We start from the raw sequence: 25,301 nt of genomic DNA, 5'->3' as shown, positions 1-25,301 counted from the left end.
CTCCTCGTAGTTCAATGGATAGAACGAGTGCCTCCTAAGCGCTAGATACAGGTTCGATTCCTGTCGAGGGGACCACCCCATGCCTTGCAAATCAATGATTTGCAAGCGCGTCACAGGCTCTGGGGACATACCGGGGGCACGGCACCATCGGCTACATCTCCCCCCAGCCGCCTCGCTGCGGACTGCCTTCACAGCACGCCCAGCATCTGCACCGCAGGCCGTGACTCCACAGCCGCCAGCCGAACTGGTAAAAAATGCCCGCCCCGAAGGGCGGGCAAAAGATAGGCCGGCTGTGATACCCGCAATCGCCTCGGCGCCTATCCGGCCACGTCTGCCCACGTGGCACCGCACCATGAAAGCGGCACTTCCACTATGGCGCGCTGCGCACGCACGGGGTGTAGGAGCAGGGGCCCCACCCAGGGCCTTCAAGCCCGCGCCTTGCAGGCCCTGCTGTCCTACATTCATCTTTCGCCGTACTGGCAAGGGGGTATCGAAGTCGGTCTCAGGGCAGCGTGGACAGCGCCCCCTCGCGTGCAGCCTCCTCCATCAGCCATGCAGTGACCTCGTCCAGCAGCACCCCATCGCCGCGTGCCCGCTGCGGCCACACGAGGTGGTAGTCGGTGCCCGTGCGCAGCGCCACCTGCGGCAGCACCCGCACCAAGCGGCCGGCGGCGATGTCGGGGGCGACGAAGAAGGGGCTGGCCAGCGCCAGGCCCTGGCCGGCAATGGCCGCGTCGATGGCCAGGCTGATCTGGTTGAAGCGCGTGCCGCCCGGCGGCGGGGCCGGCATGCCCGCCTGCGCAAAGAACGCGAGCCAGGAGCCATGCGCGTCGTGGACCAGCGGCAGCCGGGCCAGGCGCTTGGCCGGCAGAGTGCCCGACGGGCCCACCAGCGCCGGGCTGCCCACCGCGATCAAGGTGTTCTCGAGCAGCCGCTGCACATGCAGCCCCGGCCCGAACGGCGGCTGGCCATAGCGGATGGACAGATCCACGCCCTCGGCATGGAAGCGCGACACGCGCTCGGTGGCCAGCACGCGCAGCTCGGTGCCGGGGTGGCGCTCGGCAAAGCGTGGCAGGCGCGGCAGCAGCCACTTGGCGGCCAGCGTGGGCGCCACGCTGATGGTGACCTGCCGCTCGCCCGGGCGCAGCTGGCGCGTGGCGTCGGCGATCTCCTCCAGCGCGCGGCGCACGCGCAGCGCGTAGGTGCTGCCCACCTCGGTGGGCGCCAGGCCGCGCGCGTGCCGCTCGAACAGGCGCACGCCGAGCTCGGCCTCCAGCGCACGCACCTGCTGCGCCACGGCGCCTTGCGTCACATCCAGCTCCTCGGCCGCGAGCCGAAAGTTCAGATGCCGCGCAGCGGCCTCGAAGGCGTGCAGCGCCTTGAGCGAGGGCAGGCCCTGCAGGGAAGTCGTGTGAGGGTTGGCGTTCATGCAATGGCAGTAGTTTTTCTACCGAGTGAATGCAGCGGGGCTGGCTCGCTGGGGCAGCATGCAGATGCTAACCTGCTCGCCAATGTAGACAAGTTTCTGCACTGCAATGGGCCGAGCGGCAGGTCGCGGCGATGAACCTTGGGCCGATGGCAGTAGAAAAATTCGCTTCTCATATGCCGCTGCCTGTCGCTGGTCCTGCAGCCCTCATGGGGCAATGAACGAACAAATCCATCAGTAAAAGGTCTCCACCCATGCACGCACTCGTCTTCCACCAGTTCGGCGATGCCGATGTCCTGCGCCATGAAGTGGTGCCCGAGCCGGCCCCGGCGCCCGGCCAGGCGCTGGTGCGCATGCGGGCCGTGGGGCTGAACTTTGCCGATGTGTACCGGCGCAGGGGCAACTACCACCTGGCCGGGTCGCCGCCGTGGGTGCTGGGCTACGAGGGCGCGGGCGAGGTGGTGAGCGCGCCGCCGGGCAGCGGCCTGCAGCCGGGGCAGCGGGTGGGCTTTGCCGACAGCCCGTTTGCCAATGCCGAGCTGTGCGCGGTGGAGGTGGACCGGTTGATCCCCCTGCCCGACGCCATCTCCTTCGAGACGGCGGCGGGCAGCCTGCTGCAGGGCCTGACGGCGCAGTACCTGTGCCGCGACAGCTATGCGGTGCGCCCCGGGGACTGGGCGGTGGTGCATGCGGCGGCGGGCGGCGTGGGGCTGCTGCTGGTGCAGATGCTGAGCCGCCTGGGCGCGCGGGTCATCGCCATCGCATCGACCGAGGCCAAGCGCCAGGCGGTGCGCGAGGTGCTGGGCGCGGACACCCGCGTGGCAGCAGTCATCCCCGCCGAGGGCTGGCTGCAGGCAGCGCAGACCCTCACCGGCGGGCGCGGCGCGGACGTGGTGTACGACTCGGTGGGCACCACCTTGCCCGACAGCATGGCGGCTGCGCGCACCGGCGGCACCATCGTTTTCTACGGCATGGCGGCGGGCGACCCGGCGCCGGTGGATCCGCGCCTGCTCATGGACCGCTCGCTGGCGCTGGTCGGTGGCGACCTGTGGAACGTGCTCACCAGCGCGCAGGAGCGCCGCTCGCGCGCGGCGCAGCTGTTCGCGGCCATCGAGGCGGGCGAGGTGCAGCTGCGCATCGCCCACCGCTTTGCGCTGCGCGACGGCGCACAGGCCCACCGCGCGCTGGAGGGCCGCCAAGCTATCGGCAAGGTGCTGCTGTTGGTGCCGTGATGGAAAGAGGGGGCAGGAGCGATATGCTCGGGCCCTGCCCCTAGAATGAGCACCATGGCCCGATCTACTCTAACCGGCCCCTTGCGCGCGCTGCTGGCCGCCTGCGCTCTGGCCTGCGCCATGGCGCAGGCCCAGGCGGAGCCTTTCACAGCCTTGGGCAGAACACTGCAGCTGGAACCACCAGCGGGGTTCTGCACTCTGGGCGACTCCGCTGCGGAGCGGGAGTTCCTTGCAGTGCGCAAGCGCTACGCGGCAAGCTACGGCGAGCTGGCGCAGTTTGCAGTGCCCTGCAGCGAGCTGGCAGAAATACGGGCGGGCCGACGCGACCAATTCACGCGCTGGGCACAGGTCCTCGTGCTGCCGTCCAATGGGCAGTTGGTGCATTACCAGCGGGCGGAGTTCGTGCGCCAGATGGCCCGTCGCTTTACCGCGGCGCCGCCCGATTCGGCGGCCCTCGAGGCCCGCGTGCGCAAGGACCTTGAGAAGTCGGGTACCTCCTTCCCGGTCACCAACCCGAGTGCGCAACTGCTGGGCGCGTCGCCAGACGCCTACTATGCCGAGTTCCGCCTCACCCAGCAGATGGATTCGGGGCCGCAGCCCACGGTGGGCGTTTCCGCCATCACGACGGCCCGCCAGCTTCCGCTGGGCATCTACGCCTACGCCTTCGTGGGGGCCCCGGGAGAGTCGGCCTTCGAGACCGCCCAGCGTTACCTGCGCAGCGTGATCGCGCGCAACTGAGCGGGCAGGCCAGGCGCGCGCCGCCCATCCGCGGTGGCTGCTGCCGGTGCCTTGAGGCGGGGCTGCTGGGCCGGCGTGAAGTACCCGGCAAGGGCTATGACGTGCCCGCGCTCGATTTGGATGCCGTGCACGAATCGCTGCCCCACCCTGCCCGCCTGTGCATCGCCGCCTGGCGCGATGCAGCTCTGGGGCACCTGCGGCGCCTGTGGCCCGCAGGGCATCGACGAAAAGACCCGGCGCCAGGGATATGGCAGGCTTGAGGACGGCCAGGGCTGGGCGAGTCCTGGCCCGCCCTCCACTACGCCGGCTGCAGCTTGCCCGGCTCGGCGCGCCGCGCTGTCATCGCCGTCCCCATCGACGCCGACATCACCAGGCCAATCGCCAGCCACTGGTTGAACGTCAGGTACTCGCCCAGCAGCACCAGGGCCAGCAGGGCGGCCACGGCGGGCTCCATGCTGATCATGATGCCGAAGGCCTCCTTGGGCAGGCGCTTCAAGGCCATCATCTCCAGCGAGATCGGGATGGCGCTGGACACGGCCGCCACTGCCACGCCCACCAGCAGCACGTAGGGCGACAGCAGCGCGGTGCCGGCATGCACCACGCCCACGGGCACCACCACTACGGCTGCGGCGAGCAGGCCCAGCGAGACGGAATGCCCGGCGTGCAGGTGCCCCACGCGCTTGCCGAACACGATGTACAGCGCCCAGAAGGTGGCTGCCGCCAGGGCGTAGGCCACGCCCACGGGGTCGAGCGTGCTGCCGTTCATGCCCAGGGGCAGCAGCATTCCCAGGCCCACTACGGCCAGGGCCACCCATACGAAGTCGATGGCCCGGCGCGAGGACAGCACGGCCATGAGCAGCGGGCCCGAGAACTCAATGGCCACGGCCAGCCCGAAGGGCAGCGTGCGCAGCGACATGTAGAACGTGAGGTTGGTGGCGCCCAGCATGGCACCGTAGAGCACGATGGCGCGCAGGTCCTTGCGCGACAGCTGCCAGCGCCAGGGCCGCCACAGCAGCAAGAGCAGCAGCGCCGAGAAGCCCACGCGCACGGCCGTGGTGCCCTGCGCGCCCACCAAGGGAAACAGGTAGTGCTTGGCCCACGAGGTGCCAATACCCAGGGCCGTAACGGCGCCGAGCACGGCGAGAAAAGGAACAAAACGCTGGTAGCGGATCAACAGAGAGGACATGGTTGAAAATATAGTGCGAGTGCGGCTTGCTTTTGACTCGAATTAGGGCTTCACCACGCAACTTTCGCTCACCCACGCCGCAGGAAGGAATGCCATGCCCGCCTCACCCGCCATCGACGCCTTCGACCTGGCCATCCTCGACATCCTGCAGCGCGACAACACCACACCCCAGCGCGCGATCGCGCAGGTCGTGCACCTGTCGGCGCCGGCGGTGCAGCGGCGCATCCAGCGTCTGGAGCGGACCGGCGTGATCCGCGCCAACGTGGCCGTGATCGACCCCGAAAAGGTGGGCCTGCCCCTGACCATCATGGTCGAAGTGCACCTGGAGAACGAGCGCCCCGACCGCACCGCCCCGCTGCGCGCCCGCATCGCCACCGAGGCCGCCGTGCAGCAGTGCTACTGCGTGACCGGCGAAGCCGACTACCTGCTGGTGGTGACGGTGGCATCGATGGCCGACTACGACGCGTTGACGCGGCGCCTGTTCGAGGGGGACGAGAACGTGCGGCGGTTTCGCACGTCTGTGTCGCTGGGGTGTCTGAAGGCGGGGTTGCAGGTGCCGCTGGATTGGGGCGGGCAGGCGTAGGCGGCGCGCTCAGCGCCCAGCCCAGCGGGACTCGGCGGCGCCACGAGCGCTGGTGGCCTACCAGAGCTCGGCCGCGGGCGTGCCCTGGTGGTAGATGAGCTGCCACCTGGCGTCCTGCTGCACCCACACCGAGGAACGCAGGGTGTGGTTCTCGAGCGTGGCGTCTGGTCGGCGAAGCGCCGAGCGGTAGGTCAGCAGGGCGATTTGCGACCCCAGCTGTTGCAGCGCGAAGTGGTCCGAGATGACCGGGGGCGATGCCACCTGCTCGCCCAGAAAGCGCATGACGGTTACTCGGTCGTACTGCCGGCCCGAGCGGCCCACTTCATGAAAGTCGGTGTGCAGCAGTTGCGCAAGGCGCTGGGCATCGCAGCGTACACCGGGGTGGTGCAGTTCCACCTCGAGCGCCTGGAGGATGGCAAGGAGTGCGTTGGTCATCGGCGCACATCTTCCCATGCGGCGTGCATCAGCGGCGCCAGACGGCCCACCACACCTTGCGCGGGCCAGCTGTGCGCTCCGGCATCTCCTGCACTTTGGGCTCCGTCTTTGGCTGCAATACGTCGCACAGACCTTGCTCCTTCACGGCGATGAATTTCTTCAGAATTTCCGGGTCATTGCCAGCATAGCGAATACAACCCGACTCAGACACCCAGGCCGCGTTGGCCATGCGGTCTGCTTCCTGCGGTGTGAATGGCTGCTTGCAAACAAAGCAGTGCCCATCTGTGTCGTACTTGAAGTGCCCGGGCGCCTCGACGGATGGGACATCGCAACTGGTGCAGCAGCCATCTTCGACGTAAAAGTCGCCTGGCGCGTTCTTGGTGTGTCGAGGGTACATAGGGTGTTACTGCGAGGCATCCCGCAGAACCTGGGCGGATTGGTCGATACGGAACATTCTGAACACGGATTTTTCCTAAAAATTTGCTGCCTTGAGCAAGGCAGCGCTTGCTCGCGTAAGGCCCTTGGCTGGTTCGGCGTTGCACTGAACTCGACGGTAAACGCACTGCACCCTTGTTCTTTGATTCAGCCCCGGAACTGCAGGGTCGGCGCTTCACCATAGATGGCCGCGAGCTTCTCGAACACGGCATAGATCTCCAGCGTCTTGGCGGCTTCGAGGTAGCCGGCATCTTCCATGAAGGGCGCGACATTGCCGTCGCAGAACACGCCGATGCCACGGATCTCGCCCAAGCCGTCTTCGCCGTCTGCGCTCATGAAGCCGATGCTCACGTGCCCGTACACGTCCAGGGTGTAGTCGATGTCGTTTTGCTCGCAGAACGCGGCCATGTGGTCCTGCAGCTGCTGCGTCAACGCGTTGATGCCCGGCAGCCTGCCCTGGCCCTCGCCGTCCTTGTGCTCCGGGCTGTGCTGGCTGAAACCAGCATCGAAGTTGATCTCATCGGTGCGGATACCGTCGAGCGCGTCGCGCAGCGCCCCCAGCGTGGCGTGCGGCAGTTGCTCCTCGCCGTGCTCATCTTCCTCGCTGTCGTAGGGATAGCTCCAGACATCGGTGGTCTGGTCAAGGGACACCAGGCCCCGCTGCACCAGCAGATCGATGGCTCGCCGGGTGTTGGCCGGGTTCGCGAACGCCTGCTTGCTGAGGGGCATGAGCAGGTAGAGGGAAATGGACATGGGTTCTTTCGCGTATTGGCGGGTGTGTGTGGCGGCCAGCATCTGGCAGGCCGGTACGGTAGCGCATCCCAGGCCCGCAGAATGCAAGAGAGATCAATCACCAATCAAGCAGACAACGGGACTTCGCGCCAAAGTCGGTCCGATGGTAGGCAATCGCAGCCTCTTGGCAGTGGACATTCTGTCCAGTCCATTGCCGCTGCGGCGCGCGCGGCCGCCGGTGCGAGCCGCGCAGAAGGCAGCCGGCGGGCAGGGCCCGGTCAAGCTGCGCACGTGGCCGGACAGTGGGCCGATGCATACCACTGGCCACCACGTCGGCACATGGCAGAAGGAGGCGCGCAGCCAGCCCCCCTGGCGGCCCGCTACTTGCCCCGCGCCAGGTACGCCGCCACCAGCGCATTGGCATGACCATGGCCCAGGCCGTGGTCAGTCTTGAGCAGGGCGACGTACTCCATGTGCTTGAGCGCGCCCGCCGCGCGCAGCACGTCCATCCAGTGGCTGATGGGCTGGCCGTACCTGGACTCGATGGAGGGGAAGTACGAGGCGGGGCCTTTGACAGGGGTGGTGCTGGCGTTGGTGCTGGACTCGGGCATGGGCTGGCTCCTTGGTGGATGGGCATGGGGGCAGACGGGGCACACGGTGCGTGCCATGCGACCCTATTCCTGCGGCCTCCTGTTCCTACGACGAACGAAGAGGGTGGATATCGACAAGCCGTTGCCAAAATTTTGATGGGTTGGCTGCTGTCGAACGCTCGCGGCCATCGTAGCTTTTGTGGGCAGCCGCGCGGCGACAAGCGAGACTGTCCTACGGCTGTCAGCGAGTTCAAGGCACACCTGCCATGCCAGCTACCCCCGACGATTTCCCATCTGCATCACCGATGGAAAACACATGAAAACGCCAAGTTTGCTCTGGTCCGCGCTCATTGGGGCGGTTGCCAGCGCCCGCTCGATGACACCGATGGCCACGCTGTCGGCAGCAAGGCTTCTGGGGCACTCCACGCCTGGCAGGCTCGCACTGCTGGACCGACCCTTGTTCAAGTACGGCGCGCTCGCGATGGGCGCCGGGGAACTGGCGGGCGACAAGATGAAGACGGCACCTGACAGGACCGTTGCCCTGGGCCTGCTGGCGCGGGTCATGAGCGCCGGCATTGCCGGTGCGGCACTGGCCCCGCGCGGCCGTGAGCAGGCCGGGGCGCTGGCAGCGGTTGCTACCGCGGTGCCTCTGGCCTACGTCACGCTCGATGCCAGAAAGAGCGCCATAAAACACATCGGCCAGACGAACAGCGGCCTGATCGAGGATGCGTTGATCATCGCTGGCGGTATCGCCATCGTCGCACTGGCAGTCAGGCCCGCAAGCCGCCTGTGAACGCGCGCACAGGGCGTCAGGGCACGGTGTAGTTCGAGCAGTCGGGCACGGGGGTATCCGGCACGTAAGCGCGGGCTTGCGGGGCGAAGCGGTACACCCGCTGGTAACTGCATTGGGGATCGGTCACGGTGACAAGGTCGCGTTGGCGAAGAGGCCGCGCCGCCAGCGAGTCTTTGGACCGCGACACGCGCCCCGGAAAAGAGGTTGCCTTGCTGCTGTAGCGCAGCACCGGCATGCCCGCAGCGGATGTGCCTGCCAGGGCGAGGGTGGCATCGAAGCTGTACTCGTCGTGGCAGGCGTCGGCGCGCTGCTTCATGTCACGCTCGCTGAAGCACGCCCGGATCGTCGCGCTGCCGCTTTGCGTAACGCTCAGCACCTCGAACGGTGGCTGGCCCGGCACAAAGGCGATGAGGTGCAGCGTGGTTGCACTGGCCCCACCGCCGGAATACATGGTGCTCTCGCGCGCCTGTACTCCCGCCAGGAAGCCGCCCTCGAAGCGGATGATCCTGGGCCACGGCTCCACGGACGCATTGTCGCCAGAGGATGCCAAGCCAGCCATCCGATAGGCCACCTGGGCCGGATCACGTTGGCCGCCAGGCAACTGCAGGCCCACGTCGGTGGTACACGATTGGCCTTCGCAGCCGGGTTGGGAGGGAGCGATTTCGACGCAGAGCTGGTCAGGCGCACAAGCGCGCGCCACGCCGTTGTCTGATGGACTGACGACCACCAGCGTGTCCATGCGCGGTGGCGCGGCAAGGGCGGGTAGCGATGACACCAGAAGCGTCGCGGCGAAGAGTATGGATTTGCGCATGGTCAGGAATGGGGTGTGCTGGCAGCATGCATTTCAGCACAACGCTCTGACTGGAGCGCAGCGCGGCAGGCGGGCCCATCGCCTGCCGGGAGGGCTCACCCCAGCCGCAGCGCCCGCTTCATCTCCACTCCCGTCAACCGCAGCCTCGGCCCCGACAACAGCTCGCACATGCGCGCACTGAGCGGCGCCTGTGCCCCATGCTGCGCCGCCAGCCGCACCACGGCGCCGCAGATGGCGTCGATCTCGGTCACGCGGCCGGCTTCGAGGTCGTCCCACATGGAGGAGCGGGCCGTGGCGTCGATCTGCAGCATGCGCCTGGCCAGGCGGGTGAACAGCCAGTTGGGCAGGCGCATGACCTTGGGCAGCATGCGGGGCGAGACGGCGGTGACCTGGGCGGGGGTAATGCCGGCGCGTTCCATCACGCCCAGGGCCTCGGTCTGCAGGGCGGCGAAGACTTGGCGGCAGTCGCGGTCGAGCAGCTCGTCGCGCAGGGGCAGGTTGGACAGGGCGTTGACCGGGTTGTTGAGGTTGAGCAGCAGCTTGCCCCACTGCACGGCGCGAATGTCGTCAGGCAGAACAGTGGCCAGGCCGGCGGCGCTGAAGACTGCCGCCACGGGCTCGGTGGCGGCATCGCGCTGCAGCTGGATGGCTCCGGCCGTGGCGCGGTGCACCTGGGCGCCGCGCAGCACCACGTTGTAGGGCACCATGCCGGCCAGGGCCTGGAGCGCCGGGGCTTGGGCTGCTATGCGGGCCACGTTGTCGACGCCGTTCTGCAGCGAGATGACGGGCGTGCCGGGCGCGCACGCAGCAGCCAGCTCGCGCGCGGCGCTTTCGGTGGCACCGCTTTTCACGCAGAGCAGCACCACCGTATCTGGACCCGGCGCAGCCTCTGCCAGCGTGCCAGCCAGGCGCAGCTGCGCGGCGGGCACATGGGCGCGGTAGCCGTCGAGGTCGGTGACGGTGAGTCCTGCGCGCGCCAGGGGCTCCATGGCGTGGGGGCGGCCGACCAGGCATACGCTTTGCCCCTGCGCGGCCAGGCGCCCACCCACGTAGCAGCCGATGGCGCCTGCGCCCAACACGATGAAGTTCATACGATGCAGCCCCCTTGATGTTGAGGCGCATTGTGCGGCCAGGATGCCGCCGCCGTTGCTGCCTATGCGACGCTTGTGACCACCCCAGCAAACCGCACCGTCACCCGCAGCCCGCCCAGCCGAGGCGATGCATCGAGCCCCACGCTGGCGCCATGCGCCTGGGCAATAGCCTGCACGATGGCCAGACCCAGGCCGCTGCCGGGGGCGCTGTCGGCGGCTTCGCGCACGAAGCGCTGCATCACGCGCTCGCGGTGCTCGGGGGCGATGCCAGGGCCGCTGTCTTCGACCACCAGCTCCACGGCGTTGCCGGCCTTACGGTGCAGCTGCAGGTCCACCTGGCCGCCTGGGGGCGTGTACTTCACGGCGTTGTCGAGCAGGTTGCGCACCAGCATGCGCAGGGCCTCGGGGCGGCCGGGCACGGGGGCGGGGTCGGATTCGAGCAGGCCCATGTCCATGCCGCGCGCCTGCGCGGCGGGGGCCACGTCGGCCAGGGCGAGCTGGGCCACGGCGCGCAGGTCCACGGCCTCGGTGGGGGTGGAGCCGGCGGCGCTGGCCTCTTGCCGGGCCAGGGTGAGCAGTTGCTCGACCAGGCGCGTGGCGCGGTCGATGCCGGCGGACAGGCGCTCCACCGCGACGGCGCGGGCACCATCGTCGCTGGCGCGCTGCAGGCCCTGCAGCTGCAGGCGCAGCGCGGCCAGGGGCGAGCGCAGTTCGTGCGCGGCATCGGCCACGAAGTGCTGCTGCGCGGCAAAGGCGCCCTGCACCCGCTCGAACAACAGGTTGAGCTCGGTCACCAGGGGCTGCACCTCGTCGGGCAGCGCAGCATCGCTCACGGGCGAGAGGTCGTCGGCCTGGCGGCGCGCGAGCTGGCGGCGCACGCGCTCCACCGGTGCCAGCGAGCGGCTCACGCCCCACCACACGGCCAGTACCAACAGGGGCGCCATCACCGCCAGCGGCGCCAGAGTGCGCAGCGCCAGGGTGCGCGCCATGCCGCTGCGCACTGCCATGTTCTGCGCCACCTGGATGACCTGCGAGCGCGTCTGCAGCGAGAACACGCGGTAGGTGCCGCCGCGCGCCTGCACGTTGGCAAAGCCCAGCACCGCGATCTGCGGCAGCGCGGCGCCCACGGCCGATTCGAAGATGCGCAGGCCCTCGTTGGTCCACACCTGCACGATGAACTCGTGGTTCTCGTCCTCGCCCGAGAGACCCTGGCCCAGCTCGCGCGCGTCGGGCGGCAGGCCCGAGCGCAGGGCCAGCGCGGTCTGCTGCATGTGGTAGTCGAACAGCGAGTCGGCCTCATCCAGCGCGCTGCGGTAGGCCAGCACGCCCTGCACGGCGCCCGCGAGCAAAATGGCGGCGAGCAGGAAGATGAGCAACTGCGCGCGCAGCGAGCGCGGCAGCAGGGACTGCAGTGCCGTGGGCCAGGACCTGGGTTGCGTCGTCATGCCTTCGGTACCAGGTAACCGACACCGCGCACATTGAGCAGGATGTCGGGCCCGAGCTTCTTGCGCAGGCCGTGGATATACACCTCCACCGCGTTGCTGCTGACCTCGTCGCCCCAGCCGTAGAGCTTGTCTTCGAGCTGCTGGCGCGACAGCACCAGGCCGGGGCGCGCGAGCAGGGGCTCCAGCACGGCCCATTCGCGGCCCGAGAGCACGACGGGCACGCCATTGACGCTGGCCTCGCGCGTGCTGGGGTTGATGCTCACGCCCTTGTGCTCGTACACCGGCTCGGCCCGGCCCGAGGCGCGGCGCAGCAGCGCGCGGATGCGGGCCAGCAGCTCGTCCAGGTCATAGGGCTTGAGCACATAGTCGTCGGCCCCGGCGTCGAGCCCCTCGATGCGCTGGGCCACGGCGTCGCGCGCGGTGGCCACCAGCACGGGCGTGCGGTCCTTGCGCGTGCGCAGGTCGCGCAGCACGGCGATGCCGTCGCGCTTGGGCAGGCCCAGGTCCAGCATCACCAGGTCATAGGCGTTGGCGCGCAGGGCCGTGTCGGCAGCATCGCCATCGCGCACCCAGTCCACGGCGTAGTGCTCGGCGCGCAGCAGGTCCTGCACGGCTTCGCCGATCATGGGGTCGTCTTCTACGAGGAGCAGGCGCATGGTGGGGCAAGCATAGCGAATGAATGAATGACAAGGGGCTGCCGAAGCAGCCCCTTTCATGGCGGAACGATCAACCCAGTCGCACCGGGACGAAGATCTTGTCTCCGTTGCGCTCAATCAGCAAGGCGACCGACTTGCCCGCCTTGGCCATGGCCGCGCGCACCTGCTCGATGTCCTTGGCCGGCGCGCCGTTGATGGCCAGCAGCACGTCGCCCGCCTGCACACCTGCGGCGGCGGCCGGGCCGCGTGCCTGCTCGACCACCAGCCCTGCGCTCACGCCTACCTCGCGGCGTTCATCGGCATCCAGCGGGCGCAGCGACAGGCCCAGCTGCCCCTTGCCCACGGCCTCGTCGGCCTTAGCCAGGGCATTCTTGCCCTTGTCGCTGGCATCGCCCAGGGTGGCGGTCAGCTCCACCGACTTGCCCTGGCGCCACACCGACAGACGCGCCTTTTGCCCGGGCTGTGCCTGGCCCACCCAGGCCGGCAGGTCGCCCGACGCCACGATGGGCTGGCCGTCCACCTGGCGGATCACGTCGCCCGCCTGCAGGCCGGCCTTGTCGGCCGGGCTGTCCTTGGTGACGCTGGCCACCAGCGCGCCCTCGGGCTTGTCGAGCTGGAAGGATTCGGCAAACGCCTGGTTCACCTCCTGCACCGCCACACCGAGCTGCGCATGGCGCACCTTACCGGTGGCCACGATCTGCTCCTTGATCTTGTCGGCCAGCTCGATCGGGATGGCGAACGACACGCCCTGGTAACCGCCCGAGCGGCTGTAGATCTGCGAGTTGATACCCACCACCTCGCCACGGCCGTTGAACAGCGGGCCGCCAGAGTTTCCGGGGTTCACGGCCACGTCGGTCTGGATGAAGGGCACCAGGCTGTCGTCGGGCAGCGAGCGGCCCTTGGCGCTGACCACGCCGGCCGTCACGCTGTTCTCGAAGCCGAAGGGCGAGCCGATGGCCAGCACCCATTCGCCCACCTGCAGGTCACGCGTGCTGCCCAGGCGCACCGTGGGCAGGTTCTTGGCCTCGATCTTGAGCACGGCCACGTCGGTCTTGGGGTCCGAGCCCAGCACCTTGGCGCGGAACTCGCGCCGGTCGGTGAGCTTCACGGTGACGTCGCTCGCGCCCTTGACCACGTGGGCATTGGTCAGCACCAGCCCGTCGGCACTGACGATGAAGCCCGAGCCCTGGCCGTGCGTGGGCACATTGGGCTGCGCGCCGCCGCCGCCCGCGCCAGGCACGCCGAAGCGGCGGAAGAATTCGTAGAACGGGTCGTCGGGGTCGATGCCGGGCGCCTGGCGCTGCTGGCGCGCCGTGGGGCGCTCGTCGTCGTCATCGCCACCGGCCTGGGCACCACGGGTGCTGCCCGTCACGCTGATGTTGACCACGGCCGGCCCGTTCTGCGCGGTGATCTGCGCAAAGCTGGGCAAGGCCGTGCCCGCGGGCAAGGCGGCCTGCGCCACCAGGGGTACGGGCGCTGGTGCCGAGGCCCGCGCCTGGTGCCCGCTAATGAGCCCGACGCTCGCGGCGCCCAGAGCCCCGGCGGCCACCAGCGCGGCGATCAGGCGGCGGGGGGTGGATGCGACAAAGCTGGAGGTGTTCATGGTGAATCTGCCTTTCCGTTCAGTAGCAAGGAGTTGCTGTGATGGAGGGCAGTGTCGGCACCGACACTTAGGCGAAACTTAGGCGGGCAGCACGGTCTTCGCCGCCCCACGGCTCAAAGAAACCGGTACACGATGGCCCCATGCTCCACCTCGCCCGGCGCCAGCCAGCGCATGGGAAAGGCCGGGTGGTTGGGCGCATCGGGGTACTCCATGGGCTCCAGGCAGATGCCGTCGCCGGGCTGCCAGAGCCAGCCGTTCGGATTCTTGCCGCCGCCCCGCCCCAGGTCGCGCGCCGGGTCGGCCTTGAGACCATGGCCCGCGTAGACCTGCACGCCGGGCGCCGTGCTCCACACCTGCATGCTGCGCCCGCTCGCGGGCTCGCGCAGGCGCGCGGCCAGGCGCAGGCCGGGGCTGCCGGCCGGCAGGGCAAACGGCGCGCGGGCCGAGACGCCGCTGTCGAGCACCAGGTAGTGGTCCAGCCCGCCAGCCAGGGCCAGTTGGTCGCCGTGCTGTGCAATGGCCTCGCCCACCGTGCGCAACTCTCGAAAGTCGAACGCCGTGCCCTGCACGCCATCGAGCTGGCCCAGTGGACACAGGTCCAGCGCCAGCGGCACATAGCGGCTGGCCGGCACCTGCAACTGGTGGCGGTGCGTGCTGCCGGCACCGGCCAGGTTGAAGAAGGCATGGCCCGTGATGTTGACGATGGTGGGCGCGTCAGCCGCCTCGGCGGTCCAGGCCATCTGCAGCGCGTTGTCGGGCGTGACGGCAATGCGCACCGTGAGCCGCACAGTGCCGGGCACGCCATCGTCCTCGGTGCGGAACACATGGCTCAGCGTGATGGCGTCGCCCTGCACCTGGTCCACCGCAAACACCTGGAAGCGGCTGCCGCGCGGCCCGCCATGGTGGTGGTGCGGGCCGCTGTTGGTGGGCAGTTGCAGCGTCAGGGTGCCGCCGGGCAGCGCCAGTTGCCCCTGGCGCAGGCGCCCGGCCCAGCGGCCGATGAGCGCGCCCATGGAGAGCTGCCCGTTCAGATAGCCCTGCAGGCTGTCATAGCCCAGCGCCACATCCACCAGCCCGCCCTGCCCGTCGGGCACGGCGATCTGCACCAGTCGCGCGCCGTAGTTGCTGATGGCGACCTGCAGCCCGCCTTCGCCCCGCAGGGTGAACAGGTCGGTGCGCTGGCCGTGCAGGGTCTGCTGGAATGCGTCGCGGTGAAGGAGGTGGGCCATATGACGAGTCTATTTGTTCCCGGCAGGAGGCGCATCGCGCGTGACGAGCCAGATCCCCCCGCACACCAGCACCAGTGCCAGCAGGTTCTTCCACTCCCACAGCGCCTCGCCCAGGAAGAGGGCCGACAGCCCGGCGCCGAACACCGGCACGGTGAAGTTGAACACCGTGACCTGGCTCACGCGGTTGTGCTTGAGCAGCAGGCTCCACAGCGAGAAGGCGGCCGAGGACAGCAGAGCCAGGTAGACCAGCAAGGTGGTGGATGCGGGCGTGAAGCCGGTGAGCGACCCGCCCGCGCCCCAGCCCATGGCCAGCAGGGCCACGCCGCCGATGGCCAGTTGCCAGCCGGTCATGACGACCGAGTCCATGCGCTGCGAGAGCTGCTTGCCGTAGATGCTGGCAGCGGCCAGCACCAGGGCGGCGAGCACGACGAAACCTTCGCCGAGCAGGGTGAAATCGAGGTCGAGCGTGCCGCGCCCCAGGTTGACCACCATGACGCCGGCAAAGCCCACCAGGCAGCCCCAGAGCTTGGCGTGGCTCAGGCGGTCGTTGTGGTAGACCCAGTGCGCCAGCAGCACGCTGAAGAAGGTGCCCGTGGCGTTCATGATGGAGGCCTTGACGCCGGTAGTGTGCGCCACACCCACGTAGAAGAACACATACTGAAGCGCGGTCTGCGCCAGGCCCAGCACCACCAGCTGGCGCGCCGAGCCGGGGCCCAGGGCCACCACCTTGCGGCCGCTGGCCAGGGCCCAGGCCAGCAGTACCAGGCCCGCGCCGACGAAGCGCCAGCCGGCAAAGACGAGCTGGGTCGGCACGTCGCTCTTGGCGATGCCGAACCAGGCGTAGCCGGTCTTGATGGCGGGGTAGGAGCTGCCCCAGAGCAGGCAGCACAGCAGTGCCACGGCCACGACGACCCTGCGGTCGGAAAATCGGGAAACTGCCCCCATGCGGAAATCTCTCAGTCAAAAAAGGAAACGAGGCGCCCAGGGGCGCCCAAAAAGGCAAGAGGCGCCCGGAGGCGCCTCGTGGATGCTATCGGTCAGTGGAGGACAAAAAGACGCAGGAGACCCGGCCTCGCCGCCGGGCCCCCTGCGCTTCACCCACCACCCTTGAGAACCAGGTCCGGCAGCCACATGGAGAACTGCGGCACATAGGTCACCAGCATCAGCGCGACGATCAGGGCGCTGTAGAACGGCCAGATGGTTCTCATCACCTCGCCCACGGAGATGCCGCCGATGGTGCAGCCGATGAACTGCGTGGTGCCCACGGGCGGCGTGTTCAGGCCCAGCGCGCAGTTGATCAGGATCACGATGCCGAACTGCTCGGTGCTCATGCCGAATTGCTGGCAGATGGGCAGAAAGATCGGCGTGCAGATGAGGATGGTGGCCGCCATGTCCAGGAAGGTGCCCAGAATGAACAAAATGATGTTCACGCTCAGGAAGATGACCCAGGGCGAGGTGCTCATGGACTTGAGTGCCTCGCCGGTGAGCTCGGCCACGCCGTACAGGCCGATCAGGTAGCCGAACATCGACGAGATGCCGATCAGCAGCAACACGGTGCCCGTGGTCTTGACGGCCTTGGAGGCTGCCTTGAGGAACTGCTCGCGCGTAAGCTTCTTGTAGACGAAGACCGAGAGTACTAGCGCCCACAGCACCGCGACGGACGCCGACTCGGTGGCCGTGAAGGCCCCCGACAAAATGCCCGCGATGATGATGACCACAACGGCCAGACCGGGTACGGAGGCGCGGAACGAGATCCACACGATCTCCCAGCCGGGGAAGGTGCCGGCGGGGTAGCCGCGCTTGACGGCCACGAGGTAGGCGGCCGCCAGGTTGCAGACCGTGAGCAGCAGCGCGGGCACGATGCCAGCGAGGATCAGCGCGGCAATGCTCACCTTGCCGCCAGCGGCCAGCGTGAAGATGATGAGGTTGTGCGAGGTGGGCATGAGCGCGCCCACCAGCGAGGCGTGGGTGGTCACGTTCACCGCGTAGTCGGCGTGGTAGCCCTCTTTCTTCATCTGCGGGATGAGCACGGCACCCATGGCCGACACGTCAGCCACGGGCGAGCCCGAGACGCCGCCGAACAGCGTGCAGGCGAGCACGTTGCTCATGCCCAGGCCGCCGCGCACATGGCCCGCCACGCTCTTGGCGAAGTTGACGATGCGGTCGGCAATGCCGCCGTACATCATGATTTCGCCGGCAAAGATGAAGAACGGAATCGCCAGGAACGAGAACGGGTTCATACCCGAAATCATCTGCTGGAAGCCCACGGCCAGCGGCAGGCCTTCGTAGAGGATGGTGGCCAGCGAGGACAGGCCGATCGAAAAGGCCACGGGCACGCCCAGCAGCAGCAGGAGCGTGAAGGTCACGCAGAGGATGGTCAACGCCATGGTGGTGGAATCTTTATGAGGACGTTAGGGTGCAGGGGACAGGCGGGCATGGGCGAGGATTCCCAGTCTCTTAGTGCCAGGCGGGTTCGACCTCGACGCCGCGCAGGATGGCGATGATGTGCTCCAGCGAGAACATGGCCACCAGCACGCCGGCCATGGCGGGCGGCACGTACTTGAAGGCTTCGGAGATACCGAGCGTGGGGATCTTGTAGGGCGCCACCGACTCGGCCAGCACACCGCAGTTCCAGGCCATGACCACGCCGAACAGCAGTACCAGCGCGTGGATCAGCAGTTCGAGCTTGGTGCGCAGCCAGTCGGGCGCCAGCACCAGAAAGGATTCGAGGCCGATGTGGCCTGCATCGCGCACCCCCACCGCCATGCCGAGCATGGTCACGTAGAGCACGAGCAGCACCGCGCCGCTCTCGGCCCAGGTGGGTGTGTCGTTGAACACATAGCGGCCGATGACCTGGTAGAGCACCGCGCAAACCAGCAGGACGAGCCCCCCTACCCCGAGTTGAAGGCAGGTGCGCGCAATGAAAGCGCAGAGTCGCGTGTACATAGTGGACATTCAAAAACAACTGGAAGTGGGCAGGCGGCGGACTGCTCTCTGTGCCGCCGGCCCTGGAGACTCTGGCTTTTTCTTACTGCACGGCGTCGATGCGCTTGACCATGTCCTGCAGCTTGGGGTCCTTCAGGAACTTGTCGTACACCGGCTTCATGGCGGTCTTGAATGCAGCCTTGTCGATCTCCACGATCTGCGCGCCGCCAGCCTTCACGGTGGCCAGGGATTTCTCTTCGCGCTCGTCCCAGATCTTGCGCATGAAGCCCACCGACTCCTTGGCCGCGGCGCGGATGGCCTTTTGCTCATCGGCGCTCAGGGTGTCCCACACGCGCTTGCTGAACAGCAGGATCTCGGGCGCCATGGAGTGCTCGGTCTTGTTGAAATACTTGGCCACTTCGAAGTGGCGCGAGCTCTCGTAGCTGGGGTAGTTGTTTTCGGCAGCGTCCACCAGGCCGGTCTTGAGCGCGGTGTAGACCTCGCCGAAAGGCATGGGGGTGGCGTTGGCGCCCATGGCTTCGAGCAGCGACACCCACAGATCGCTCTGCTGCACGCGCACCTTCAGGCCCTTGACGTCGGCCAGGGTCTTGACCGGCTTCTTGACGGTGTAGATCGAACGCGCGCCGCTGTCGTAGAAGGCCAGGCCCACGAAGCCCTGCGATTCGCAGTCCTTCAGGATCTCGTCGCCGATCGTGCCATCCAGCACCTTGCGCATGTGTTCCTTGTCGCGGAACAGGAAGGGCATGGTGGGCACCATGGTGGCGGGGCAGATGTTGTTCATGGGCGCGACGTTCACGCGCGTCATGGCGATGGCACCCAGCTTGGTCTGCTCGATGGTGTCCTTCTCGATACCCAGGGAGCCCTTGGCGTAGACCTTGATGCTGTGCTTGCCGCCCGTGGCCTTGGACAGCGTCTCACCCATGTGGCGCACGGCCAGCACGGTGGGGTAGTCCTCAGGGTGGATGTCGGACGAGCGAAATTCGGTGGCCTGCGCGGCCAGGCTGCCGATCAGCATGCCGGCGGCCAGCGCCACGCGGCCGATGAGGTGTGGAACGTTCATGGTGGTTTGTCTCCAGGGTTGAAAGGGGTGTGCGGTGCTGCGGTCTTCAGGCCGTGCGGTACGGGGCTTCTGCGAGCCCGCGGGCGCCGGGGCGGGTCACGAAGACCGCGCCGCCGTGCAAAACGTCGTTGCCCTGGGGCTGGCCGGGGCGGATGGAGGTGATGAACAGCAGGTCGAGGTCGGGCCCACCGAAGCTGCACATCGAGGGCTTGCTGACCGGCACGCTGAGCGAGCGGTCGAGCACACCCTGGGGTGTGAAACGGTGCACCATGCCGGCGTCGTTGCCGCAGATCCAGTAGCAGCCGTCGGTGTCGATGGCGGCGCCATCGGGTCGGCCGGGCAGCTCGCGCATGTCGGCGAACAGGCGGCGCGGGCCCAGGCTGCCGTCGTCGTGCAGGTCCAGCGACCAGATCTTCTGCACGCTGGGGTGGCTGTCGCTCAGGTACATGGTGGCGCCGTCGGGGCTGAAGGCCAGGCCGTTCTGCGTGACCAGGCCTTCGACCTGGGGCACCGACAGGCCGCGCGCGTCCTGGCGGTAAAGGCCGCCGGCGGGCTGCGCCAGGGCCATGTCGCGCACCATGGTGCCGGCCCAGAAGCGGCCCTGGCGGTCGCAGCGGCCGTCGTTGAAACGCATGCCCTCTTGCGGGTGCTGCACTGTAGACACCAGGGTGCAGGCCAGCGTGTCGTCATCGGCCGGGCGCAGGTGAAAGAGGCCCGTGTCCATGCCGGCGATGAGGCCGCCGTCGGCATGCAGGGCGATGCAGGCCAGGCGCTCGGGCGCGGCCCAACTGGTCAACTGGCGGTCGGCCCAGCGCAGGCGGCGCAGCGCGCGGCCTTCGATGTCCACCCAATACAGGGCCTGTTCGGTGGCAGACCACAGCGGGCTCTCGCCCACCTGGTCGCGGTGGTCGGGCAGCAGCAGTTCCATGGCGGTCGTGCTCACTCGAACGGGCCGGTGCGCACGAAGGGGCCACCCTGGTAGATGACGGCCGGGTCGCTCATGTCGGGCGTGGGGTCGGCGGCTTCCACCTTGGCGCGGAAGGGCTCGGAGCTGTCCTGCGGGCGGTAGCCGATGTGGCGCGCCAGCGTGTTGTCCCACCAGGTGGTGGTGTTGTCGCCCATGCCGTAGATGGTGCTGTGGCCCACCACGGGCGCGGTGAGGCTGGCGATGACCAGGCGCTCCAGGTCGTCGTAGCTCATCCAGGTGGCGAGCATGCGGCGGTTGCGCGGCTCGGGGAAGGAGGAGCCGATGCGCAGGCACACGGTCTCGATGCCGTAGCGATCAAAGTAAAAGCGCGAGAGGTCTTCGCCGAAGGCCTTGGACAGGCCGTACAGGCCGTCGGGCCGGGCCGGGTCCCGAAGGCCCACGACCTCGTCCTGGCGGTAGAAGCCGGTGACATGGTTGCTGCTGGCAAACACCACGCGCTTGACGCCCTGCTTGCGGGCGGCCTCGTACAGGTTGTACACACCGACGATGTTGGCTGGCAGGATGGCGTCCCAAGGCTGCTCGGTCGACACACCACCCAGGTGCACCACGGCGTCCACACCGGCCAGCAGTTCATGGATGGCGGCGGCGTCTTCCAGCCTGGCGGGGCGCACTTCTTCGCCTGCGGCCTCGGCACCCAGGTCGGCGATGTCGGACAGGCGCAGGCTGGTGCAATAGGCCTTCAGGCGGGTGCGCAGCTCACGGCCCAGACCGCCGGCGGCACCGGTGAGCAGCAGGCGGTTGAATCGGATCGGTGTCGGGTGACAAGGCATGGAAATCGAGGAGGTTCTTGGTACAGTGGCGGTATGCTCTGTTGCACGTCATCAGTTGTCGTACAACGCGAATGCAATGTACTCCCAAGCGCCCCACGATCACATAGGGATAACACCGAGAAATGAACACCGCCATCGCCCTTCGCCGCAAGCCCCGCACCCTGGCCCTGGAGCTGGTTGAATCCCTGGGCGACCGCATCCGCGACGGGCGCCTGGCGCTGGGTGACAAGCTGCCCACGGAGGCGGCGATCATGGCGGAGTTCGAGGTCAGCCGCACCGTGGTGCGTGAGGCGATTTCCAAGCTGCAGGCCTCGGGCCTGGTGGAAACGCGCCACGGCATCGGCACCTTCGTGCTGGGCCTGGGGCAGGCGCCGGGCTTCAAGATCACGCCCGACCAGTTCAGCACGCTGCGCGACGTGATCGCCGTGCTGGAGCTGCGCATCGGCGTGGAGACCGAGGCCGCCGCGCTGGCTGCGCAGCGCCGCACCGACGCCAACATCGCCGCCATGCGCGTGGCGCTGGACGCCGTGACCAAGGCCGTGGACGAAGGGCGCGACGCGGTGGCGTCGGACTTCCAGTTCCACCTGGAGATTGCGCGCGCCACGCAGAACAGCCATTTCGCGGAGCTCATGGGCACGCTGGGCAGCATGATCATCCCGCGTGCGCGGCTCGAGGCCGGCGACAGCCAGAGCGACCTGCGCCAGTACCTGCGGCGCGTGAACGGCGAGCACGAAAGCATCTACGACGCCATCGTCGGCCAGGACCCCGATGGCGCGCGCGCAGCCATGCGCACCCACCTGGCCAACAGCCGCGAGCGCCGCCGCCGCGCCCAGGCCGAGGCCGGCTGATCCCCCGGGGGCCCACGCCCCCACCCTGCCTCCAACGCTCAGCCCAGCGCCTGCGCAGGCTGCTGGCCGCGCCGGCGTGGAGCCGCGCCCCGGACCAAGACCGTCAGTAATAACCCGAGGCCCCACGCTCGCATTTTGTTGTACGATGACATACAACAAATCAACGCGTTGAGGCTACCGCCCTGCCCCCGAAAGCACCGGCACACGCCAGCGCACGCCTCATTGCCTGGGAGCCTTCGTCCATGACCTCACCAAAATGCGCGCCGCCGATCGGCATGGGACCTTGTGAGGTCAGACATCTGCCCGCCCCGATGGCAGCAGCCACCGGGCGCTGAGCACTTCGCCACCCTGCGGCCCCGGGCCGCCCCCTTTCAGCACGACAGCCCCTGACCGCGCCGCGCTGGCGTGCTGCCCTGCCATGCCCATCCACCCCTGAGGAGCCCCACCGCCCATTCCATCCCCGCTTTCATCAACCCTGAAGAAAACAAGAGCCGAGAACGAGAGAGAGACAAAAAAACCATGAAGAAGACGACGCAAATTTCCAACCTGTCCCTGGCCGCCTGCGCGGCGCTGCTGGCCGCTGCGCCCGCAGCCCAGGCCCAGTCGAGCGTGACGCTGTTCACCCTGGTCGACGTCAACGTCAGCCACTACAGCGCGGGCTCGCGCTCGGGCGCTGGCAGCATGACGGCCATGAACGACGGCACGACCAACGGCCTGAACGGTTCGCGCTGGGGCATCCGCACGGTCGAGGACCTGGGGGGCGGCCTCAAGGCCGGTGTGCTGCTGGAAAACGGATTCAACGCCGACAACGGCACCTTCGGCCAGGGCGGCCGGGCCTTCGGGCGCCAAGCCTTCGTTTGGCTGTCGTCGTCCACAGTGGGTGAATTGCGCCTGGGCCGCCAGTACATCCTGGAAGACTCGGTCATGGGCCTGAGCAACCCGTTCACCAACGCCCTCACGCTGAACCCCGGCACCGGCGTGACCAACGCCGGCAAGGCCCTGCCCCTGTGGCTCAACGCCCCGCGTGCGGACAACGTGCTGCAGGTGCAGACCATCAACTATGGAGGCTTCCAGGCGGCCGCCCAGGTGGCGCCCGGCGAGGGCACGGCCGACCGCTTCTATGGCGTCAAGCTGAGCTACGGCCAGGGCCCGTTCAACAGCGCGCTATCGTATGAATGGAACCGCTCGCGCACCACGGGTGACAACGTGAACAAGTCGCTCACGGTGGCGGCCAACTACAACTTCGGCGTGGTCAAAGTGCTCGGCGGCGTGCAGCGCAACCGCGACCTGGCCACCACCTCGGTCAACGGCGCCTTCACGGGCAACAACCTGACCGTGACCGGCACCAATACCTTCGCCATGGACCACAGCGACGGCACCACCATCGGCGTGGAAGTGCCCGTGGGCTCCTTCGTGCTGCTGGGCGCCAACTACACCCGCGTGAAGTACGCCAACGCGGCAGGCCAGAATGACACCCTGGGCAAGGTCGCCGTGGGTGCGCGCTATGCGCTGTCCAAGAACACCTTCCTGTATGCGTCGGCGTCGCAAGCCACCGGCGGACTCAAGGATTTCGTCAGCCAGAAGGGCGTCACGCAGATCGGCGTGCGCACGGCTTTTTAAGGCACGCCAGAATGGGCCACCAGCCACCGCGCACCGACCGCTGCACAATGCACTGCCCCGCGCAGGCGCTGTGCAGTGGCCGGGCCTGCGCGGTGCGCCGGCGGCCTGTTCGGCACTGTTGCCACCACTTTCCCACTACCCGCACCACACCATGCATGCAAACCTGATTGGCGGAACCTGGACCGAAGGCGTCCGCGGCTACCGCAACACCAACCCCTCGGACACCCGCGATGTGATCGGCGACTACGCCGTGGCCAGCCGCGAGCAGGCGCTGGACGCTGTGGCGGCTGCCCAGGCCGCATTCCCGGCGTGGAGCCTTTCCACGCCCCAGCAGCGCTTTGACGTGCTGGACGCCGTGGGCAACGAAATCATCGCGCGCAAGGCCGAGCTGGGTGACCTGCTGGCCCGCGAAGAGGGCAAGACCCTGCCTGAAGCGATTGGCGAAGTGGGCCGCGCGGCCGCCATTTTCAAGTTCTTTGCCGGCGAGGCACTGCGCCCCGGTGGTGAACTGGTGCCCTCGGTGCGCCCCGGCGTGGGCATCGAGATCACGCGCGAGCCCCTGGGCATCATCGGCATCATCACGCCGTGGAACTTCCCCATCGCCATCCCGGCCTGGAAGATCGCCCCGGCCCTGGCCTATGGCAACTGCGTGGTGTTCAAGCCCGCCGAAGTCGTGCCTGGCTCCGCCTGGGCGCTGGCCGACATCCTGCACCGCGCGGGCCTGCCGGCCGGCGTGTTCAACCTGGTGATGGGCCGCGGCTCGGACGTCGGCCAGGTGCTGCTCGAAGACGAGCGCATCGCCGGCGTGAGCTTCACCGGATCGGTGGGCACGGGCCAGCGCGTGGCGGCGGCCTGCGTGCCGCGCGGTGCCAAGGTGCAGCTGGAGATGGGCGGCAAGAACCCCTTTGTGGTGCTCGATGACGCCGATCTGGCCGTGGCCGTGGGCGCCGCGGTGAACAGTGGCTTCTTCTCCACCGGCCAGCGCTGCACGGCCAGCAGCCGCGTGATCGTGACCGATGGCATCCACGACCGCTTCGTGGCCGCCGTGATCGAGAAGATGAAGACTCTGAAGGTGGACGACGCGCGCAAGGCCGGCACCGACATCGGCCCCGTGGTCGACGACCGCCAGCTGGCGCAGGACCTGGAGTACATCGGCATCGGCCAGCAGGAAGGTGCCAAGCTCGCCTACGGCGGCGAGGCACTGGAGAAAAACGCCGATGGCGCGCCCGGCTTCTACCTGCGCCCGGCCCTGTTCACCGAGACCACGCCCGGCATGCGCATCAACCGCGAAGAGATCTTCGGCCCCGTGGTGAGCGTGCAGCGCGTGAAGAACTACGACGAAGCGCTGGCCCTGGCCAACGACACCCCCTTCGGCCTGGCCAGTGGCATCGCCACCACCAGCCTCAAGCACGCCACGCACTTCAAGCGCCACGCCCAGGCCGGCATGGTGATGGTGAACCTGCCAACCGCCGGTGTGGACTACCACGTGCCGTTCGGCGGCCGCAAGAGCAGCAGCTACGGTCCGCGCGAGCAGGGGCGCTACGCCGCCGAGTTCTACACCACGGTGAAGACGGCGTACACGCAGGCCTGATTCCGCACGCGTGATCCACCAGACCTGGTCCATCCAGGCTTGGTGCAAAGCATCGGGCGCCCTCGGCGCCCGATGCTTTTTTGCGGCGGCGATGCATAATCGCGCCCCATGTACGCCCTGCGAACCTTCTCCGTCCTGCGCCTCTGGGTGCTGGCCTGGTTCGTGGCGTCCATGGGCGTGGCCATCGCCTCGCCGCTGGTGAACCCCCAGTCCATCGAGGTGATCTGCTCGGGGGCCGGCACCATCAAGCTGCTGGTGCAGACCGACGACGGTACCGTCGAGATGGGCAGCATGGGCATGGACTGCCCGCTGTGCAGCATCGCAGGCGCCCCGCCTGCCGTTCCCTCCGCCTTCCTTCCCCTGCCGCAACCGCTGGCGCACGCCGTGCAGCCCGTGGAGGCGGCGCGCATTGCCGCCATCACCGCGGCACCGCTGCCCGCGCGCGGCCCCCCCACCGCTCTCTGACCCGACCGCCGCTCGCGCAGGCCCCTGG

The 25,301-nt window shown here is 68.2% G+C and carries 26 protein-coding genes and 1 tRNA gene; 9 read left to right on the top strand and 18 right to left on the bottom strand.

Features of this window, described 5'->3' with window-relative positions:
* Positions 1-75 (top strand) — tRNA-Arg (locus ACSQ9E_RS01270).
* Positions 76-502: 427 nt separating this feature from the next.
* On the opposite strand, the gene ACSQ9E_RS01265 is transcribed toward ACSQ9E_RS01270, so the two are convergent.
* On the bottom strand, positions 503-1,429 hold the full coding sequence (locus tag ACSQ9E_RS01265; RefSeq protein ID WP_436216640.1) for a LysR substrate-binding domain-containing protein: 927 nt from the start codon (positions 1,427-1,429) through the stop codon (positions 503-505).
* A gap of 251 nt (positions 1,430-1,680) precedes the next feature.
* Between ACSQ9E_RS01265 and ACSQ9E_RS01260 the strand changes: the two genes are divergently transcribed.
* A complete protein-coding gene (locus ACSQ9E_RS01260; protein ID WP_428003575.1) occupies positions 1,681-2,658 on the top strand; it encodes a quinone oxidoreductase family protein in 978 nt (325 codons plus the stop codon).
* 54 nt (positions 2,659-2,712) lie between these two features.
* Positions 2,713-3,396 carry a hypothetical protein gene (locus ACSQ9E_RS01255; RefSeq protein ID WP_436216639.1) on the top strand — a complete coding sequence of 228 codons (684 nt, stop codon included), beginning with the start codon at positions 2,713-2,715 and terminating at the stop codon, positions 3,394-3,396.
* Positions 3,397-3,694: 298 nt separating this feature from the next.
* Here the strand turns inward: ACSQ9E_RS01255 and ACSQ9E_RS01250 are convergent, their stop codons facing one another.
* The gene (locus ACSQ9E_RS01250; RefSeq protein ID WP_428003573.1) at positions 3,695-4,582 is read right to left on the bottom strand and encodes an EamA family transporter; all 888 of its coding nucleotides are present in this window, start codon (positions 4,580-4,582) and stop codon (positions 3,695-3,697) included.
* A gap of 94 nt (positions 4,583-4,676) precedes the next feature.
* Here ACSQ9E_RS01250 and ACSQ9E_RS01245 point away from each other — a divergent pair, with 94 nt between their 5' ends.
* Entirely contained in the window at positions 4,677-5,165 is a 489-nt protein-coding gene (locus ACSQ9E_RS01245; RefSeq protein WP_436216638.1) for an Lrp/AsnC family transcriptional regulator, read from the top strand.
* A gap of 57 nt (positions 5,166-5,222) precedes the next feature.
* Here ACSQ9E_RS01245 and ACSQ9E_RS01240 read toward each other — a convergent pair whose 3' ends face one another.
* The 4 genes from ACSQ9E_RS01240 to ACSQ9E_RS01225 form a co-directional block, all read right to left on the bottom strand.
* Positions 5,223-5,600, bottom strand: a complete 378-nt coding sequence (locus ACSQ9E_RS01240; RefSeq protein ID WP_436179642.1) for a DUF4440 domain-containing protein — start codon at positions 5,598-5,600, stop codon at positions 5,223-5,225.
* Positions 5,601-5,628: 28 nt separating this feature from the next.
* Positions 5,629-5,829 (bottom strand): hypothetical protein, encoded by a 201-nt coding sequence (locus ACSQ9E_RS01235; RefSeq protein WP_436216637.1) that lies wholly within the window; start codon positions 5,827-5,829, stop codon positions 5,629-5,631.
* Between the two features lie 353 nt (positions 5,830-6,182).
* Positions 6,183-6,788, bottom strand: coding sequence for a hypothetical protein (locus ACSQ9E_RS01230; RefSeq protein ID WP_436216636.1), 606 nt, complete (start codon positions 6,786-6,788; stop codon positions 6,183-6,185).
* 359 nt (positions 6,789-7,147) lie between these two features.
* Positions 7,148-7,378 (bottom strand): DUF4287 domain-containing protein, encoded by a 231-nt coding sequence (locus ACSQ9E_RS01225; protein WP_436216635.1) that lies wholly within the window; start codon positions 7,376-7,378, stop codon positions 7,148-7,150.
* Between the two features lie 295 nt (positions 7,379-7,673).
* On the opposite strand from ACSQ9E_RS01225, the gene ACSQ9E_RS01220 reads away from it, so the two are divergent.
* Positions 7,674-8,150 (top strand): hypothetical protein, encoded by a 477-nt coding sequence (locus tag ACSQ9E_RS01220; protein WP_436216634.1) that lies wholly within the window; start codon positions 7,674-7,676, stop codon positions 8,148-8,150.
* A gap of 16 nt (positions 8,151-8,166) precedes the next feature.
* Here the strand turns inward: ACSQ9E_RS01220 and ACSQ9E_RS01215 are convergent, their stop codons facing one another.
* The 12 genes from ACSQ9E_RS01215 to ACSQ9E_RS01160 all read right to left on the bottom strand — a co-directional run bounded on the left by ACSQ9E_RS01215 (position 8,167) and on the right by ACSQ9E_RS01160 (position 20,749).
* Complete coding sequence (locus tag ACSQ9E_RS01215) at positions 8,167-8,961, bottom strand: hypothetical protein (protein WP_436216633.1); 795 nt, start codon at positions 8,959-8,961, stop codon at positions 8,167-8,169.
* Positions 8,962-9,056: 95 nt separating this feature from the next.
* Positions 9,057-10,052: a 2-dehydropantoate 2-reductase gene (locus ACSQ9E_RS01210; RefSeq protein WP_436216632.1), complete on the bottom strand. Its 996-nt coding sequence runs from the start codon at positions 10,050-10,052 to the stop codon at positions 9,057-9,059.
* Positions 10,053-10,114: 62 nt separating this feature from the next.
* Positions 10,115-11,497: an ATP-binding protein gene (locus ACSQ9E_RS01205; protein ID WP_436216631.1), complete on the bottom strand. Its 1,383-nt coding sequence runs from the start codon at positions 11,495-11,497 to the stop codon at positions 10,115-10,117.
* Positions 11,494-12,153 (bottom strand): response regulator transcription factor, encoded by a 660-nt coding sequence (locus ACSQ9E_RS01200; RefSeq protein WP_057201778.1) that lies wholly within the window; start codon positions 12,151-12,153, stop codon positions 11,494-11,496. Before ACSQ9E_RS01200 ends, ACSQ9E_RS01205 begins: the two co-directional genes overlap by 4 nt.
* Before the next feature lie 70 nt (positions 12,154-12,223).
* Complete coding sequence (locus tag ACSQ9E_RS01195) at positions 12,224-13,756, bottom strand: DegQ family serine endoprotease (RefSeq protein WP_436216630.1); 1,533 nt, start codon at positions 13,754-13,756, stop codon at positions 12,224-12,226.
* A 113-nt stretch (positions 13,757-13,869) separates the two neighbouring features.
* A complete protein-coding gene (locus ACSQ9E_RS01190) occupies positions 13,870-14,985 on the bottom strand; it encodes an aldose epimerase family protein (protein WP_436216629.1) in 1,116 nt (371 codons plus the stop codon).
* Positions 14,986-14,994: 9 nt separating this feature from the next.
* Entirely contained in the window at positions 14,995-15,930 is a 936-nt protein-coding gene (locus ACSQ9E_RS01185) for a DMT family transporter (RefSeq protein ID WP_057201775.1), read from the bottom strand.
* 149 nt (positions 15,931-16,079) lie between these two features.
* A complete protein-coding gene (locus ACSQ9E_RS01180; protein ID WP_436216628.1) occupies positions 16,080-17,372 on the bottom strand; it encodes a TRAP transporter large permease in 1,293 nt (430 codons plus the stop codon).
* A 70-nt stretch (positions 17,373-17,442) separates the two neighbouring features.
* Positions 17,443-17,931 carry a TRAP transporter small permease gene (locus tag ACSQ9E_RS01175; protein WP_007853074.1) on the bottom strand — a complete coding sequence of 163 codons (489 nt, stop codon included), beginning with the start codon at positions 17,929-17,931 and terminating at the stop codon, positions 17,443-17,445.
* Positions 17,932-18,013: 82 nt separating this feature from the next.
* Positions 18,014-18,991: a TRAP transporter substrate-binding protein gene (locus ACSQ9E_RS01170; protein ID WP_057201773.1), complete on the bottom strand. Its 978-nt coding sequence runs from the start codon at positions 18,989-18,991 to the stop codon at positions 18,014-18,016.
* Positions 18,992-19,037: 46 nt separating this feature from the next.
* The gene (locus ACSQ9E_RS01165) at positions 19,038-19,919 is read right to left on the bottom strand and encodes an SMP-30/gluconolactonase/LRE family protein (RefSeq protein WP_057202488.1); all 882 of its coding nucleotides are present in this window, start codon (positions 19,917-19,919) and stop codon (positions 19,038-19,040) included.
* Between the two features lie 11 nt (positions 19,920-19,930).
* A complete protein-coding gene (locus tag ACSQ9E_RS01160; RefSeq protein WP_057201772.1) occupies positions 19,931-20,749 on the bottom strand; it encodes an NAD-dependent epimerase/dehydratase family protein in 819 nt (272 codons plus the stop codon).
* 122 nt (positions 20,750-20,871) lie between these two features.
* On the opposite strand from ACSQ9E_RS01160, the gene ACSQ9E_RS01155 reads away from it, so the two are divergent.
* From ACSQ9E_RS01155 to ACSQ9E_RS01140, 4 genes are all read left to right on the top strand, one after another.
* A complete protein-coding gene (locus tag ACSQ9E_RS01155) occupies positions 20,872-21,597 on the top strand; it encodes a FadR/GntR family transcriptional regulator (protein WP_007853081.1) in 726 nt (241 codons plus the stop codon).
* 519 nt (positions 21,598-22,116) lie between these two features.
* Complete coding sequence (locus ACSQ9E_RS01150; protein WP_436216627.1) at positions 22,117-23,217, top strand: porin; 1,101 nt, start codon at positions 22,117-22,119, stop codon at positions 23,215-23,217.
* A gap of 151 nt (positions 23,218-23,368) precedes the next feature.
* Positions 23,369-24,808: an aldehyde dehydrogenase family protein gene (locus tag ACSQ9E_RS01145; RefSeq protein WP_057269175.1), complete on the top strand. Its 1,440-nt coding sequence runs from the start codon at positions 23,369-23,371 to the stop codon at positions 24,806-24,808.
* Between the two features lie 108 nt (positions 24,809-24,916).
* The gene (locus ACSQ9E_RS01140; protein WP_436216626.1) at positions 24,917-25,273 is read left to right on the top strand and encodes a DUF2946 family protein; all 357 of its coding nucleotides are present in this window, start codon (positions 24,917-24,919) and stop codon (positions 25,271-25,273) included.
* The last annotated feature ends 28 nt before the right edge of the window (positions 25,274-25,301 follow it).

The sequence above is a fragment of the Acidovorax sp. LjRoot118 genome (assembly GCF_964253575.1).
In the GTDB taxonomy this organism is placed as follows: Bacteria; Pseudomonadota; Gammaproteobacteria; order Burkholderiales; family Burkholderiaceae_C; genus Acidovorax.
Note: the sequence above shows the minus strand (reverse complement) of the source record. Positions and strands in the feature narration are given on the sequence as shown.

Coding starts and splice junctions, on each gene's coding strand:
- ACSQ9E_RS01185 (WP_057201775.1), bottom strand. CDS start 15,930: ATGGGGGCAGTTTCCCGATTTTCCGACCGCAGGGTCGTCGTGGCCGTG.
- ACSQ9E_RS01170 (WP_057201773.1), bottom strand. CDS start 18,991: ATGAACGTTCCACACCTCATCGGCCGCGTGGCGCTGGCCGCCGGCATG.
- ACSQ9E_RS01180 (WP_436216628.1), bottom strand. CDS start 17,372: ATGGCGTTGACCATCCTCTGCGTGACCTTCACGCTCCTGCTGCTGCTG.
- ACSQ9E_RS01260 (WP_428003575.1), top strand. CDS start 1,681: ATGCACGCACTCGTCTTCCACCAGTTCGGCGATGCCGATGTCCTGCGC.
- ACSQ9E_RS01165 (WP_057202488.1), bottom strand. CDS start 19,919: ATGGAACTGCTGCTGCCCGACCACCGCGACCAGGTGGGCGAGAGCCCG.
- ACSQ9E_RS01140 (WP_436216626.1), top strand. CDS start 24,917: ATGTACGCCCTGCGAACCTTCTCCGTCCTGCGCCTCTGGGTGCTGGCC.
- ACSQ9E_RS01250 (WP_428003573.1), bottom strand. CDS start 4,582: ATGTCCTCTCTGTTGATCCGCTACCAGCGTTTTGTTCCTTTTCTCGCC.
- ACSQ9E_RS01160 (WP_057201772.1), bottom strand. CDS start 20,749: ATGCCTTGTCACCCGACACCGATCCGATTCAACCGCCTGCTGCTCACC.
- ACSQ9E_RS01145 (WP_057269175.1), top strand. CDS start 23,369: ATGCATGCAAACCTGATTGGCGGAACCTGGACCGAAGGCGTCCGCGGC.
- ACSQ9E_RS01235 (WP_436216637.1), bottom strand. CDS start 5,829: ATGGCCAACGCGGCCTGGGTGTCTGAGTCGGGTTGTATTCGCTATGCT.
- ACSQ9E_RS01225 (WP_436216635.1), bottom strand. CDS start 7,378: ATGCCCGAGTCCAGCACCAACGCCAGCACCACCCCTGTCAAAGGCCCC.
- ACSQ9E_RS01195 (WP_436216630.1), bottom strand. CDS start 13,756: ATGAACACCTCCAGCTTTGTCGCATCCACCCCCCGCCGCCTGATCGCC.
- ACSQ9E_RS01220 (WP_436216634.1), top strand. CDS start 7,674: ATGAAAACGCCAAGTTTGCTCTGGTCCGCGCTCATTGGGGCGGTTGCC.
- ACSQ9E_RS01190 (WP_436216629.1), bottom strand. CDS start 14,985: ATGGCCCACCTCCTTCACCGCGACGCATTCCAGCAGACCCTGCACGGC.
- ACSQ9E_RS01200 (WP_057201778.1), bottom strand. CDS start 12,153: ATGCGCCTGCTCCTCGTAGAAGACGACCCCATGATCGGCGAAGCCGTG.
- ACSQ9E_RS01240 (WP_436179642.1), bottom strand. CDS start 5,600: ATGACCAACGCACTCCTTGCCATCCTCCAGGCGCTCGAGGTGGAACTG.
- ACSQ9E_RS01230 (WP_436216636.1), bottom strand. CDS start 6,788: ATGTCCATTTCCCTCTACCTGCTCATGCCCCTCAGCAAGCAGGCGTTC.
- ACSQ9E_RS01150 (WP_436216627.1), top strand. CDS start 22,117: ATGAAGAAGACGACGCAAATTTCCAACCTGTCCCTGGCCGCCTGCGCG.
- ACSQ9E_RS01210 (WP_436216632.1), bottom strand. CDS start 10,052: ATGAACTTCATCGTGTTGGGCGCAGGCGCCATCGGCTGCTACGTGGGT.
- ACSQ9E_RS01215 (WP_436216633.1), bottom strand. CDS start 8,961: ATGCGCAAATCCATACTCTTCGCCGCGACGCTTCTGGTGTCATCGCTA.
- ACSQ9E_RS01175 (WP_007853074.1), bottom strand. CDS start 17,931: ATGTACACGCGACTCTGCGCTTTCATTGCGCGCACCTGCCTTCAACTC.
- ACSQ9E_RS01205 (WP_436216631.1), bottom strand. CDS start 11,497: ATGACGACGCAACCCAGGTCCTGGCCCACGGCACTGCAGTCCCTGCTG.
- ACSQ9E_RS01245 (WP_436216638.1), top strand. CDS start 4,677: ATGCCCGCCTCACCCGCCATCGACGCCTTCGACCTGGCCATCCTCGAC.
- ACSQ9E_RS01255 (WP_436216639.1), top strand. CDS start 2,713: ATGGCCCGATCTACTCTAACCGGCCCCTTGCGCGCGCTGCTGGCCGCC.
- ACSQ9E_RS01265 (WP_436216640.1), bottom strand. CDS start 1,429: ATGAACGCCAACCCTCACACGACTTCCCTGCAGGGCCTGCCCTCGCTC.
- ACSQ9E_RS01155 (WP_007853081.1), top strand. CDS start 20,872: ATGAACACCGCCATCGCCCTTCGCCGCAAGCCCCGCACCCTGGCCCTG.